Below are 13853 nucleotides of genomic sequence, written 5' to 3'. Positions count from 1 at the left end.
AATAGTGCGCGCGGGCGGCGTTCGGGGAACGAATTATGCGCCGATCGCCCCCTTTCTGGGACTGGACAGCAAACGCGCGCGCGACTAGTGGCTCGCCATGAATATCCAGCCCACCGAATCCGTTCTGATCGTCGACTTCGGCAGCCAGGTGACGCAGCTGATTGCGCGCCGTGTGCGCGAGGCCGGCGTCTATTCCGAAATCGCCCCCTTCAATGCCGCCGAGGAAGCCTTCCACCGCATCAATCCGGTGGGCGTCATCCTTTCGGGCTCGCCCGCTTCGGTGCTGGACGAGAACGGCCCGCGTATCCCTGACGTGATCCTTGAAAGCGGCCGCCCGATCCTGGGCATCTGCTACGGCCAGCAGTCGCTCATGCATCAGCTGGGCGGCGAAGTGACCGGCGGTGACGCGGGTGAGTTCGGCCGCGCTTTCATCGAGATCGCGGACGAATGCGCGCTGTTCAACGGGCTTTGGAAGGTCGGCGAAAAGCATCAGGTCTGGATGAGCCATGGCGACAAGGTGACCAGCCTTGCCCCCGGCTTCCGCCCGGTCGCCTCCAGCCCCGGCGCTCCGTTCGCGGTCATCGCCAACGACGAGAAGCGCATCTACGCGATGCAGTTCCACCCCGAAGTCGTGCACACGCCCGACGGCGGCAAGCTTCTCAAGAACTTCGTGCGCCACGTCTGCGGCCTTGCCGGTGACTGGACGATGGCGGAATTCCGCAAGACCAAGATCGACGAGATCCGCGCCCAGGTTGGCGAAGGCCGGGTGATCTGCGGTCTGTCGGGCGGCGTCGATTCGGCGGTGGCGGCAGTGCTGATCCATGAAGCGATCGGCGATCAGCTCACCTGCGTCTTCGTCGACCACGGCCTGATGCGCATGGGCGAGGCCGATCAGGTCGTCAGCCTGTTCCGCGGCCACTACAACATCCCGCTGGTCCACGTCGATGCGTCGACGCTGTTCCTCAAGGGGCTGGAGGGCGTCACCGACCCCGAAGCCAAGCGCAAGTTCATCGGCAAGACCTTCATCGACGTATTCGAGGATGAGGCGAACAAGATCGGCGGCGCCGAATTCCTGGCGCAAGGCACCCTCTACCCCGACGTGATCGAGAGCGTCTCGTTCACGGGCGGCCCCTCGGTGACGATCAAGAGCCACCACAACGTCGGCGGCCTGCCCGAGCGCATGAACATGAAGCTGGTCGAACCGCTTCGCGAACTGTTCAAGGACGAAGTGCGCGAACTGGGCCGCGAACTGGGCCTGCCCGACGTGTTCGTCGGGCGTCATCCGTTCCCCGGACCCGGTCTGGCGATCCGCATCCCCGGCGAAGTCAGCCGCGAACGTTGCGACATTCTGCGCAAGGCGGATGCCGTATACCTTGAGGAAATCCGCAACGCGGGCCTCTACGACGCGATCTGGCAGGCTTTCGCGGTGCTGCTGCCGGTCAAGACCGTGGGCGTCATGGGCGACGGGCGTACATACGACAGCGTCTGCGGCCTGCGCGCGGTCACATCGACCGACGGCATGACGGCGGACATCTACCCCTTCGATGCCGCGTTCCTCAGCCGCGTGGCAACCCGCATCATCAACGAGGTGAAGGGCATCAACCGCGTGGTCTACGACTACACATCGAAGCCGCCCGGCACGATCGAGTGGGAGTGATTTGCCGTCTGGCACCGACAGGTAGTCAGTAGCACGAAAACGGAACTAAGCCCGCAGAGATGCGGGCTTATTTTCGTTTTGGCGTTTGCCTGCCCGATGTTCGCCGTCGCGATCAGTGGCGACGGGCCGTGCGAATGCATGCCCTTTTCCGACGCGTTTTGAGGGTCGTTGGGCTGGCAGCATTCCGATCAGGGGATGTCCCGAGTGCGGCATGGGGAAAACCCCGATGATCGATGACGGCGCCGGGGCGTAACGTTCCGCAAGGCAAGGTGATCTGCGGTTGCAGAGCCGCCGGGCCCAATGTGGCTGTCCTGCTGTTGGTCAAGGCAGGCTGTTCTTGTGAGGAACATTCTATGGAGCGTCACTTCCGATCGAAGTACCCTTGCCGGATCCGTTCCGGTTCTGCCGTTGCAACTGCCACGCTCCGTTTGGGCAGGGCCATTCGCCCCTCTGCTTCGCTGGGTGTCATCGCTGCAGCGCTGCTGTGGCAGGCACCCGTGCAGGCGCAGACGCTGTCGGACGATTTCTGGATCAATGTCCAGGCCTATTACCCCAAGGTCGATACCAGGGTTCGGGTGGACGCCAATACCGAACAGGCCATCGGGACCGATATCGATCTGGAGCGCGATCTTGATCTGGACGGCAAGGAAGTGCTCCCCGCAGTTTCGGCCGGAGCCCGGTTCGGGCGGGTCGTCGTGGGCGCGGACTTCTTCAGGCTCAAGCGCAGCGGATCGGTGGGGCTGGCCCGCGAGATCGAGTTCGACGGTACGACATATCCGGTCAATGCCCGCGTCGACAGCGGGTTTTCCAGCGACGTGTACCGCCTGACGGTCGGCTATGCCTTCGTCAGCCAGCCCGATCTGGAAATCGGTGCAGCGCTGGGTCTGCATGCGACCAATTTCCGCGTGTCTTTGTCCGGAGAGGCGTCAGCAGGCGGTGAGGGGGTAGAGGTCACCGCGCGGCGCAAGGAAGTGTTGGCTCCGCTGCCGACCATCGGCCTGTTCGCCACCTGGCAACCGGCTCCGCGCGTGGAACTGACGGGCCGCGTGGACTACCTCTCGCTCAAGATCAGCGATTACGATGGCAAACTGCTGAACCTGCAGGCAGGGGCGGCCTATCGCCTGTTCGAGCACGCCAGCCTGGGTCTTGCCTATCGCTATGTCGATTATCGACTGGGGGTGGAGAAGGATTCGTGGAGCGGCCGGGTGCGCTACAAGCTGCGCGGCCCGGCACTGATCCTGCAGGCGTCCTTCTGAACCACGCGTTCTTTTGAACCAGGGGGTGGCGCGTCAGCCCTGCGACGCGCCGCCCTGCTTCGTCAGCAGATGGAGCAGCGGCAGGGAGATGAGCGTCGAGATCACCATCGACATGACGATCGCTGCCGGCGCGAGCTTCGCATCCGGGAAGCTGTGGGTGGCAATGGCCACGGCGACGCCGGGATGGCGCGATGCAGCGGCGAGGGCCAACGCGGTACGATCGCCCGGATCCTTGCCGCCCAGCATGTAGCCGGCGGCAAGCCCGGCGATGATTGCCGCCGTCAGCACCGCCAGCGTGCCTTGTCCGATCAGATGGATGATCGCGGGCATCAGGACGATGACCAGGCCCAGCATGGCCACCACCAGAAGCAGCGACCCCAGTTTGCTGCCGATGGAGCTGACGATATCGACGTGGCGGCCCAGAACCGGTCCCGCGATCAGCCCAAGGAACAGCGGGAGGAGAATGGAGATCACCAGCGGCATCGCCACGCTCATCGGGGTGATGCTTGCTTCCGCGTCCAGCAGATATGCGCCCAGCGACACGCCGAAAGGCGCGATGACGATCGAGGCGAGGGTGGCGAGGATCAGCAGCCCGGTTACGTAGCAGGCATGACCGCCTGCCTTGATCTGCTTGCTGGGCAGAACCGGCGGTATGGGCGACAATGCGATGGCCACAAGCGCGATCTTCACGGCCGGGTCGATATCGAACATGCTGGCAAGGATGATCGAGACGGCGGGAACGACGATGAACATCGCGATGATCGCGCCGAGGCCCAGCTTCCAGTGTGTGACCATGTAGCCAAGGTCGGCAAATCGCGCCCTCATCGAAAGAGAGAAGAGCAGCAGGATGATGCTTACCGTAAGCATCAGTTGCAGGATGGTGACGATGCTCATGCTGCTCTCCTCAGTCGGGGGGAATTGGCCGCTCAGCGCGGGGGATTGACGACGACATACTGGACCGAGGAGCCGGCATATTGCGGCTGGTACCAGGTGCTGCCGCACTGGGAGTAGTTGATGCCGTTGACCATCACGGAGTTGCAGCTGGGCGGGACGCTGCGCACGATGCTGCCCACAACGGCTGCAGTCACCGCGACGGTTGCGGCGGTTTCCAGCGGGTGCCAGCCATCGTCCCAGTCATCCCAGTGATCGTGATGACCGTGGTGGCGGCCATTGTCGTAGTAGTTGTGGTTGATGTTGACGTTGGCACCGCCGCGCGCCGGCGGACGCCCGTGCGAGTGGCCGCCCCCGTGGGGCCGGTTGTGAGAGCCTCCCCCATGCGATCCGCCATGCGATCCGCCTCCGGGGCGCGAAGCGTGGCCGCCGCCGCCGGGGCGTGAGGCATGGCCGCCCCCGCCACCCTTGGGCGGGCGCTTTGCGCCGCCGCGTCCCTTGGGAGCCATCTGCGCGTCTGCCGGGGTAACCGCAGGTGCGGCGATGTCGCCATGCGCGACCGGATAGGCGGCCAGCGGCATGCCGGTCAGAGCCAGTGCGCCGACGCCGATCGCCAGCGCGGACTTGCCGATGATCCTGATCACTTGCCTTCTCCCTGGTCGGCCGCAGCCTGAGCGATGGAGATCTTCTTGGCGTCGGCCGGCGGCGCGAAGGCGATTGCGGCGGGGTCTACCGGCGTGCTCAGATCCCAGTTCAGAACTGCGATGTATTGAGGCTGCGATGCATCCTCGGTGCTGGTGATGACGATCTTGCAGGGCAGCGGCTTTTCGCCCTGATCGATCCAGACCTGCCAGTCGACCTTCTCCTGGCGGAAGGCGTAATGCATGCAGGTGCGGCTATCGATCCGTTCGGGTCGGATCACCATGGCTTCCTTCACGCGGGCGCGGATGGTCTGGTCGGTGCCCCAGATGAACAGGTCGGCCAGCGGCACTTCCAGCGCATATTCCGTGCGCGCCTTGTCAAGCGTCTGGCCGATCGTGGCCGGCGCATCGAACGCAGCGTAATAGCCAAGGCGCGGGGCGAAGATGGTGAAGGTCTTGCCGTCGTAGTACATCTCGCGCGTCTGGGTGTCGGCCTCGGCGGCGACGCGGAAGGCGTTGGGGCGCTTGACCTTGAGATCGACGTGGCCGGAGAACTGGATCTTCTGCCCCTTTTCAAGAACGATCTCGGTCGTCGCTTCGGACTTGACGGAGAAGAACTGCAGGGTCTGCAGCGCGGCGCTCATCCGGTCCATTGCGGCCATCGCTTCGGGATCGATGAGGGGGGGCTCGCTGTCGGCAGGGGCGGCGGTGGTGGTCGCCGTATCCTGCGCGGCTGCGGTCAGCGGCAATCCCGCTCCTACACAGGCAAGCGCCAGTACCACGTGTCGCAAATTCGCATTGGCCATCGCTTCGTCTCCTCCACATCCCGGCCTGGTTCCGCACGCCCTGCGGCGGGCGGAGGGGCAGGGGCTGTCTTCCACTGACTGCGTGACTATCGAGCGCACTTGCAGCGCGCCCCATCGGGGATTGTGCTGAGTGGGCAGGGTACGAACCCTGCCGTGCGGCTCAGGCGATCCGCGATTTCACTTGGGGAACAGGAGCGTCATCACGAAGCGCGCGCCCCAGCTTGGCCCACCTTCGGGTCGCTCTGCATAATAGCGGGCCCCGACGCCGAGGCTGACCGGCTGCTTGCCGAACGCAAAGACGTGGCTGACGGTGGCGTTCACCGGCACCACCCAGCTTTCGGATTTCCAGTCGTAGCTGGTTTCCACATTGAGGCCGAATGCGGTCGAATCGGGCAGCGTCTTGGTGACGAAAGGCTGGATGAAAGTGGCGCTGACATCGGGCCGGTGCGCATTTCCGGCATCGGCGAAGGACCAGATGTGGTTCGCCAGCAGGCCAAAGGTCATGCCGCCGCCCTGCTTGAGCATCACCGCCGTTGGCCCCGCGCCGAACTTCTTCGCGGAAAAGGCGTCCGCGCCGGTCGGCCACAGGATGACCGGGCCTACGCCCCAGACGAAGCCGTTGCTGGCATTCTTGGGGGACAGGAAGAAGCTTTGCACCGTATCGCCCAGTCCGCTGGCGCCGCCGACGCCGCGCACCGTTTCTCCCTGCGTGACGACCGGCAGGATGGTACGGGTGATGAGATTCCAGTCGCTTCCCACAGAGATCGGGATGACGGGCTGGATGTTCACGGTCAGCTTGTCGCCGTCGGCCGGGCCGTAGCAGCAGTCGTAGTTGAACTGGAACGGCACCGAGATGAGGTTGGCCACGGGGTTGGCAAGCTGGTCGGCAAGGCCCTGGCTCGAAGTTTCCGCAGCCGGGGGAGCAACGGGCGCCACAGTTTCGGCCTCCTGCGCATGCAGGGGCGTGGTTAAGGTCGCCCAAGAGGCGGCAACAGTGACGAAGGTCAGGACGCGTCGCTTCATGAAAATGGTTCCGTTGTCATGTCTGCGAGGGAAAGCATTCGTCAGATGCGAATAGGGAGCCATCGGGGATTGCCCCCATCGACCATGGGGACGACCCCGCAGTTCGAACGGTGTCGTCTCTCGGCCTTCCCGTTCTAGGGGCTATCCCTTGGAGATGCCGGGGTTGGCCCCCGATTGTCGGGGCAGGGGCACTGCGGGAAACATCAGTTTTCCTGACAACCAAAGCCGGAGCCAGCATGGAACCGATCCGTCCCGAGCGCGTAGTGCCCGAAACCGTGCCCGACCTTCCCCAGATCGCCGCCGAAGAGGCATCACAGGCCTCGACGATCTATTCGCGCTTCCGCACCGGGCTGTCGCGCCGGCGCACGGGCCTTTCGGAACATCGGACCGATCTTTCGGAATTCCGCACCGACCTGTCCGAGCATCGCACTGAACTGGGCATGCGGCGCACCGGGATGGCCATCCAGCGCACGCGCATGGCGGCGGATCGTACGCTGATGGCCGAACTGCGCACGTCGCTGTCGATGATCGGGTTCGGCTTCACGATCTACGAGACGTTCCGCAGTCTGGCCAAGGCAGATATGCTGACGGGCAGCCACGCCCCGCGCAATTTCGGCCTCGCGCTGATCCTGCTGGGCATGCTGATCCTTGCAGGCGGCATCTGGCGTCACATCCAGTTCGCCAACGAATTGCGCAGGCGGCGCCTCGAACTGACCGAACAGGGCCTTATCCACGGGGAAAGCGCCTATCCGATCTCGGTAAGCCTGGTCGTGGCGCTGGGGCTGCTTCTGGTAGGCTGTGTGGCCGCCGCCAACATCATCTTCGGGCTGACCTTATTCGGCAGCTGACCCTGAGGGCCGGGGCTTCTTTTCCTCCCCCGGCCCGAAGGCTTCGATATCGCGTTCAAGGAAGAAGCTGAGGCCCGTGCGGATCGCCGCGATCGCCGCCAGCTTGCCAACGTCGTCCCAGGTTGGCGCGATGGCGGTGCGGATGATGTCGGCCCCCAGCGCGAATTCCAGCGCCAGGATGATCCACTGGGCAAAGTTCATCCATATCCGCCGCCGCATCACCGGATCGGAACGGTCGAGCGCCAACCCTGCCATGCGCACCAGTGCCTCCAGCGCGCCGTACATCACCAGCAGGGCGACGACCGCCTCCAGGATCAGCGCCGACCATGATGCGACAAGACCGAGCAGTTCTTCCATCGCGCAATCCTTTCAGTTGGATCAGTTGGACGGCAGGTTCATGTGGATCGGCACGGAGAAGTCGAGCCAGAACGAGGTGCCCTTGAGGCGGTTGGTGGTGTCGAGTTCGCGGAATACGCGGCCGCGGAAGGTGGCGGGCACCCCGGCCATCGTCACCGTAGTGGCGGCGGTGGCGCCGACCGCGAACACCTCGCCCCGGAAGGGGCCAAGCGCACCGTCGTCGTCAGTCACCTGTTTCTGGTAGTACGTCTGCAGGCCAAGCGAGAACTTGGGCGAGAACGCCTTTTCGATCGAGCCTTCGAGATGGATCTCGTTGCCGCTGTCATAGCCTGTCGTATCGTTATGGCCGTTCCAGGTGTGGCCGGCCTTGGCGGTGATGTCCCAGCCCGAATCGGTGTCATGCCAGCTGAGTGCCAGCGAGCCGTCCACTGCCCAGCGGTGCAATGACAGGTTGGCAAGCGCGCCCTCGCGGTAATTGCCCACCGGCACGTTGACCATCGTGGACAGCTGGATGTTCAGCTTGTCCGCCTTCCAGCCCAGCATGCCCACGGCAACCGGATCGCCGGTGGTGAGCGCACTGTCGTGACGGCGTCCGGACAGGGAAGGCCCGCCGGGCGTGGTCAGCAGCGCTTCGACGTCGATCATCGGCGCGCCGAACGGCACCGTCACGCCCAGCGCCAGCGTGCCGCCCAGCGCGTTGGTGGTCGGCACGAAGAGCATCGTCGGGAAGTCCGCGACGATCGTGGTATCGAGGCCGGCGGCGATGTTGCCGTTGATCGGGAAGCTGCGCTGGGCGCTGGCGCTGCCGTCATAGACCCAGATCACGTTATCGAAGTAGACGCCTTCTACCGGCGCCATGACCGCAGTGCCGGGCCCGCCCGAACCGAGCAGGTACAGCGACGCCCCGCTTTCCGTGGCGTGCGCGGCGCCGGGCAGCGCGAAAAGCGCCGCCGCGCCGACCGCAGCGGCAAGCATCGTGCGATGTGTCCGTTGTTCCATTGGCTTTCTCCGCCAGACCTGATCGAGCGTCGAGCCTATGCGCGCGGAAGGAAAGGCGAATCGGGATTTACCCCGAGCCGGGGCATAGACGGTTCCCCGCGCGCGTGGTCAGAACGCCTCGCCGATGCCGAAGTAGACTGCGGCGCCGTCCTTGCCCCAGGCAACGTCCAGGCGCAGGTTCACGTTGTTGGCCTTTGAGGCAAGGTAGCGCAGACCCGCGCCGCCCGATGCCAGCACGTGGCTGTGCTTCCAGATATCCTTGCTGCTGGCCGCGATGCCGCCGACCCCCGCGAAGCCGACCACGCCAAGCTTGCCCGTCACGCGCTGGCGCACTTCGGCCTGCAGCGCCCACGTGGCGCCATCGCGGTAACGCCCCGCTTCGTAGCCGCGCAGGTCGTTGTTCCTTCCGAACATGCACAAGTCGTAATAGGGGGCATTACCTGACGTCGCGCACATCGTCTTGCGCACGGCAAGCACCGTCCCCTTGCCCAGCGGGAAGAAGGCGGTGGACAGGATCTCCAGCTTGCGATGTTCGAAGTCGCTGCCAAGAAAGCCCGCGCCGAACATCCATGTGCCTGTTACCAGCACGCCCTTGCGGGGGGTGAAGGGGTGGTTGCGGGTGTCGAAGGTAAAGGACGGCCCGATCGCGGCCACGCCGCTGCGCAGTTCGAAATCGGGCAGTTCCAGTTCGGGATGGTTCGGTGTCGGAATGCTGATCGACGAACGCACGCGCAGGAAGCTGACCCGCGCGCCGACATGGAGATTGGACAGCAGGCCCTTGTCGAAGATCCGCATCTGCCCGTCCAGATATGTCATCAGGCCCCGGTCGCGCAGCTTTACGGAGACGCCTGCGTCACCGGCATTCGACCCGATACCGTAGAACTTGAGCCGTACATCGCCGTAGCCTGCAAGCGCGGTGATGCGAAAGCGGTCGTCGTCCAGCGCCATGTTGTGGAAGAGCCCCGCCGCCCAGCTGTCAGTGCTGGTGTAGCCGGCGGCGACGGCGGTGACCCATGGTTTTGGGGAATTGTTGGGGTTGTAATAGAGCACGCCTGCCAGCGCCCCCCCGGTGCCGAAGGCTGGATTGGAAACCGGTATTGGGGCGATCAGCAAGTCCGGCTTGACGCGGTCATCTGGGGCGGCCTCCGTTCCATGCGGGGGTTCCCCTGGTTCGGAAGGCGCGGGGCCAAGGGTGTCGGTCTGCCGATCGAGTTCTTCGGGCATGATGGCCGCCTGACCCCATGCCGCCGGGGCCATGGCCATCGCGGCCACAGTGATCGTGCCCATCAGCCAGCTTCTGACACGGCGCATGCACAATTCTCCCTGCGTGCCCGGCGCTCAGGCTAGGGTGGGCAGGGAAGGGTGCCCATCGGGACTTCCACCCAGACCCGATGCTGGCGTGCCCCGGTTGGGTGGGGCGCTCCGGGAAGGATCGGGCCGGGAAGGATCGGGCCGGGAAGGATCGGGCCGGGAAGGATCGGGCCGGGAAGGATCGGGCCGGGAAGGATCGGGCCGGGAAGGATCGGGTTGGGCTGGGCCGCCTGTCGGCATGTCTTGGGAGTAACCCCGATACCGCCCATGCATTGCGGCATGCATGCTGGCCTGATGATGCAACGCCCTGTGCTCGCCTCGCTCCTTGGTTGCCTGATCGGCAGCGCTCTTCTGGCGCCGTCTGGTGCCTATGCAGGGGAAGGGGATGGCGAAGGCGGGGTGGCTGATCCCGAACCCCTCGCAGGCCCTCAGATCGAGGGCGTAGATGACGGCCCAGAACAGGGCGCAGCCCGCCCTGTCGATAGTCAACGCCTCGCACTGGCGGAGAGCGCGCCGGATCCTGCCCAACCGCCCGAAAAGGAGCGGCACCGGCTGTTCCCGCTGGGCGGGCGTGCCGCGATCGCGCGGGGCTACCGCATTCCCGAGCCGTGGGGGCTGGGGGCGCTGATGGTCTGGACCGATACCCGCTTCGATACGCGCAACTTGTCGGCGGCCGTGCGCAAGGGCGGCGATCCCAGCCCCGACGTCCAGATGACGGCGCTGCCTTCGGTCACCACGCACAGGCTGGAAGGCGACAACCGGCTGATGGGTTTCAAGGCCGACCTGTGGCTGTTCCCCGGCGTCAATTTCTTCGCTTCGATCGGGAAGGTTAAAGGAAACAACCGGATCGACGTGGACGTCGATCTTGATCAGGTCGTGCCGTTCCCCTTTTGCCGGCCTGCCAAGCCCTGCGGGACCGTTCGCCTGCCGATCGATACCCGTGTGAGCAACACCACGGTCACGCTGGGGACCATTCTTGTCTACGGCAACGAGAAGTGGTTCGTGCTGGGCACCGTGGCAAAGACCGTGAGCATTTCGTCCAAGCAGCGCTCCGACGTCGAATCGACGAACCTGGGCCTGCGGGGAGGAACTCGCTTCCGGCTTGGGGAAAACACTTATCTCGCCCCGTACTTCGGCGCGAATTACTTCGATCTCGACACCACGGTCAAAGGCGTGGTCGCCAGCGGCCCTCTGTTCGAGGACGGAGAAGGCATCCACTTGCGGTACAAGGTCGATATGTCCGCGCGCAAGCCCTGGGCAGCGGTGGCCGGCTTCAACGTGGAACTGAGCCGCCACCTGACATTCCAGGCCGAATTGCAGGCCGGGGCCGAATCCACGCGCATCCTTGCCAGCACCGGAGTTCGGTTCTGACCCGATCTTTCTCTCAGGGTTTTCCCTAAGCGGAAACTACTGATGACACCGATATCCCTGGCGGCAAGGGAGCGGTAACTTGTCAATCAAAGTGGTTAGGAGGATGGAAGTTGGCCACGCGTGCAGAGGCGAACCTCGCCGGAATGATCCATCTTGATGGCGGCATCTACTGGATGGGGTCGAACGACCACTATCCCGAAGAAAAGCCATCCCATCCCGTTGCGGTCGATCCTTTCTGGATTGACGAGACCCCGGTGACAAATCGCGATTTTCAGGCATTCGTGGCGGCGACCGGGCATGTTACCAGCGCCGAGATCGCGCCCGACCCGGCGGACTATCCGGGGGCCGATCCCGCATTGCTCAAGCCCGCCTCGCTGGTGTTCGAACCGCCTGCCCGCAGGGTTTCCCTGCACGACTTCTCGCAATGGTGGGATTACCGACTCGACGCTGACTGGCGCCATCCACTGGGGCGCGGGTCTTCGCTGGAGGGGTTGGAGGATCACCCGGTCGTGCACATCGCGTTCGAGGATGCGCAGGCTTACGCAAAGTGGGCGGGCAAGGAACTGCCCAGCGAAGCGGAATGGGAATTTGCCGCACGTGGCGGGCTGGACCGCACGGAATTTGCCTGGGGCGATGAACTCATGCCCGATGGCGTTCCTCAGGCGAACACCTGGCAGGGAGAGTTTCCCAATCAGAACACCATGATGGATGGCTTCATGCGCACGTCTCCGGTGCGCAGCTATCCGGCGAATCGGTATGGCCTGTTCGACATGATCGGCAATGTCTGGGAGTGGACGGCGGATTATTACGCCGACCATCATGCCGCAGCGCCGCTCAAGGCCTGCTGCGCACCGCGCAATCCACGCGGCGCGGCGCTTGATGACAGCTATGATCCGGCGATGCCCGCGATCCGCATCGCCCGCAAGGTGCTCAAAGGCGGTTCGCACTTGTGTGCGCCCAATTATTGCCGCCGTTACCGGCCGGCAGCCCGCCATGCGCAGCCGATCGATACTTCAACCAGTCACGTAGGATTTCGTTGCGTAGTACGCGGCGGCCGTCAAGATTGATGGCTTTTTGGCAAGTGTATCTCGGTAAATTAGCGTTAGTTTACCTATATATTTTTAAAATAGGTGAATATTGCATGAATTTATTTGCCACGCTTAGGGGTTTTCCCTAATCTTATCGGGACATTGGCTTGAATGAGGAAAACTCATCAAGTTGTCGCAGGCTAAGGGGGAATGTATGCACGCCGTCAATTCGGATGCTTTCAACAGGGCACTGCGGGTCGGAACAGTATTGGAGCGGGAAGCGGCATTTGGTACGGACCGCCGGGATGACACCGCGCTTTGCGTACTGCGGGCAAGAAACGACGAACGAAGGCAGATAGCGCGTGAACTGCACGACGTTACCGCCCAGCTTCTTCTTGAACTGGATTTTGCGCTCAATGTCATGGGCAAGTCGGGCGATCTGCCGCCCCAGGCCGACGCCAGAGAAGTCGTGGCACGGTTGCAGGAGCAGATGCGGTGCCTTTCCTATATTCTTCACCCCCCCGAACTGGAACGTTATGGCCTGGTCGGAGCGCTTGAGGCGCTGACGCTGGGCATGGCGGCGCGCACGGGCATCGACATTTCATTCAGCACGCGCGGCTATCGTGATGGCCTGCCGCCGGAAATGGAACTGGCGGTCCTGTGCATCGCGCAGGAAGCCCTGATGAATGTCTTCAAGCACAGCGGTTCGCAGCGGGCGGAGGTACGGCTGCATTGCAACTGCAACTGGATGTGCCTGCGCGTGCGGGACTATGGTATCGGCAGCGGCGCGCGCGATGCGATCTGCTCGGGCCTCGGCGTAGGCGTCAGGGCCATGACCGAGCGCATGGAGGAAGTGGGCGGCCGGGTGCGGATCAGCCTGTTCGAACAGGGCACGGCGGTTTCGGCCATCGTGGGCAATCCCTTGCGGATCTGCGCGACGACCGAGGGCCCGATGGGATGGGCGCCGGGAGGGCGCTGAGCCTTACGGTTCGATGATATTGTTGCGCACTGCGTAGCGCACCAGATCGGCGGTGCTGTTGAGGTCGAGCTTGTGCATCGCCGCCGCCCGGTGCGTCTCGACCGTCTTGATCGAAAGGCCAAGGATGGCCGCGATTTCCTTGTTCAGCCGACCTTCCGCGATCAGCTGCACGATCTCGCGTTCGCGCGGGGTAAGCGCGGTCGCGGATGTTTCGCGTGCGGCCATCTCCACGAAGCGGTCCAGCAGCGTTTGCGATACGTTGCCTGAGAAATAGGGCCGCCGGATCGACAGTGCCTCCACCGCCGCGATCAGGTGCTTGCTGGCGTCCGATTTCAGCAGGTATCCGCGCGCGCCGGCCGTCAGCAGTTCCGCCAGAACGTCTTCCCGATCGTGCATGGTGAAGATCAGGACTTCGGTTCGTGGAAGTTCCTTCTTGATCGCCCGCGTCAGTTCGAGGCCGTTCATCATCGGCAGCGAATAGTCGAGGATGGCGATGTCCGGGCGTACCGACCGGATGATTTCCAGGGCCTCGCGCCCATCCGATGCCTCACCGACGATGCGCCAGTCGGGATGGGCGGACAGGACCGAGCGGACGCCCAGCCTGATGGCTTCATGGTCGTCTGCCAGAACGATACGACGAACAGGACTGCTCATTTCCCCTCCTGAGCCGTTCGGCGGCGATGTGT

General features: G+C 64.0%; 15 protein-coding genes. 6 read left to right on the top strand and 9 right to left on the bottom strand.

What is annotated here, in order from left to right:
* Positions 1-97 precede the first annotated feature (97 nt).
* Positions 98-1657: a glutamine-hydrolyzing GMP synthase gene (guaA, locus tag A8V01_RS14870; protein ID WP_103096619.1), complete on the top strand. Its 1560-nt coding sequence runs from the start codon at positions 98-100 to the stop codon at positions 1655-1657.
* 353 nt (positions 1658-2010) lie between these two features.
* Positions 2011-2913 (top strand): hypothetical protein, encoded by a 903-nt coding sequence (locus tag A8V01_RS14865; protein ID WP_245892564.1) that lies wholly within the window; start codon positions 2011-2013, stop codon positions 2911-2913.
* A 33-nt stretch (positions 2914-2946) separates the two neighbouring features.
* Here A8V01_RS14865 and A8V01_RS14860 read toward each other — a convergent pair whose 3' ends face one another.
* The 4 genes from A8V01_RS14860 to A8V01_RS14845 form a co-directional block, all read right to left on the bottom strand.
* Positions 2947-3807: a bile acid:sodium symporter gene (locus A8V01_RS14860; RefSeq protein ID WP_103096618.1), complete on the bottom strand. Its 861-nt coding sequence runs from the start codon at positions 3805-3807 to the stop codon at positions 2947-2949.
* Between the two features lie 32 nt (positions 3808-3839).
* Positions 3840-4448, bottom strand: coding sequence for a hypothetical protein (locus tag A8V01_RS14855; RefSeq protein WP_103096617.1), 609 nt, complete (start codon positions 4446-4448; stop codon positions 3840-3842).
* Positions 4445-5251: a DUF2092 domain-containing protein gene (locus A8V01_RS14850; RefSeq protein ID WP_103096616.1), complete on the bottom strand. Its 807-nt coding sequence runs from the start codon at positions 5249-5251 to the stop codon at positions 4445-4447. Before A8V01_RS14850 ends, A8V01_RS14855 begins: the two co-directional genes overlap by 4 nt.
* 177 nt (positions 5252-5428) lie before the next feature.
* Complete coding sequence (locus tag A8V01_RS14845; RefSeq protein ID WP_211295022.1) at positions 5429-6274, bottom strand: transporter; 846 nt, start codon at positions 6272-6274, stop codon at positions 5429-5431.
* A gap of 236 nt (positions 6275-6510) precedes the next feature.
* Between A8V01_RS14845 and A8V01_RS14840 the strand changes: the two genes are divergently transcribed.
* On the top strand, positions 6511-7122 hold the full coding sequence (locus tag A8V01_RS14840; protein ID WP_103096615.1) for a YidH family protein: 612 nt from the start codon (positions 6511-6513) through the stop codon (positions 7120-7122).
* Here A8V01_RS14840 and A8V01_RS14835 read toward each other — a convergent pair.
* From A8V01_RS14835 to A8V01_RS28230, 4 genes are all read right to left on the bottom strand, one after another.
* Positions 7108-7479, bottom strand: coding sequence for a DUF1622 domain-containing protein (locus A8V01_RS14835; RefSeq protein WP_103096614.1), 372 nt, complete (start codon positions 7477-7479; stop codon positions 7108-7110). The two genes, A8V01_RS14840 and A8V01_RS14835, sit on opposite strands and share 15 nt — an antisense overlap.
* A 21-nt stretch (positions 7480-7500) precedes the next feature.
* Entirely contained in the window at positions 7501-8478 is a 978-nt protein-coding gene (locus tag A8V01_RS14830; protein WP_103096613.1) for a SphA family protein, read from the bottom strand.
* 108 nt (positions 8479-8586) lie between these two features.
* Positions 8587-9789: a BamA/TamA family outer membrane protein gene (locus tag A8V01_RS14825; RefSeq protein WP_245892562.1), complete on the bottom strand. Its 1203-nt coding sequence runs from the start codon at positions 9787-9789 to the stop codon at positions 8587-8589.
* 32 nt (positions 9790-9821) lie between these two features.
* Entirely contained in the window at positions 9822-10070 is a 249-nt protein-coding gene (locus A8V01_RS28230; protein ID WP_146037272.1) for a hypothetical protein, read from the bottom strand.
* A 13-nt stretch (positions 10071-10083) separates the two neighbouring features.
* Here A8V01_RS28230 and A8V01_RS14815 point away from each other — a divergent pair, with 13 nt between their 5' ends.
* From A8V01_RS14815 to A8V01_RS14805, 3 genes are all read left to right on the top strand, one after another.
* Complete coding sequence (locus tag A8V01_RS14815) at positions 10084-11160, top strand: porin family protein (protein WP_146037271.1); 1077 nt, start codon at positions 10084-10086, stop codon at positions 11158-11160.
* 143 nt (positions 11161-11303) lie between these two features.
* Positions 11304-12227 (top strand): formylglycine-generating enzyme family protein, encoded by a 924-nt coding sequence (locus tag A8V01_RS14810; protein WP_103096609.1) that lies wholly within the window; start codon positions 11304-11306, stop codon positions 12225-12227.
* Positions 12228-12402: 175 nt separating this feature from the next.
* Positions 12403-13167 (top strand): sensor histidine kinase, encoded by a 765-nt coding sequence (locus A8V01_RS14805; RefSeq protein WP_103096608.1) that lies wholly within the window; start codon positions 12403-12405, stop codon positions 13165-13167.
* 3 nt (positions 13168-13170) lie between these two features.
* On the opposite strand, the gene A8V01_RS14800 is transcribed toward A8V01_RS14805, so the two are convergent.
* On the bottom strand, positions 13171-13821 hold the full coding sequence (locus A8V01_RS14800; RefSeq protein ID WP_103096607.1) for a response regulator: 651 nt from the start codon (positions 13819-13821) through the stop codon (positions 13171-13173).
* Positions 13822-13853 lie beyond the last annotated feature (32 nt).

Origin of the sequence: Novosphingobium guangzhouense (genome assembly GCF_002896965.1) — a bacterium.
In the GTDB taxonomy this organism is placed as follows: domain Bacteria; phylum Pseudomonadota; class Alphaproteobacteria; order Sphingomonadales; family Sphingomonadaceae; genus Novosphingobium; species Novosphingobium guangzhouense.
The sequence above is the reverse complement of the archived record's forward strand: the minus strand, read 5'-3'. Positions and strand labels throughout refer to the sequence as shown.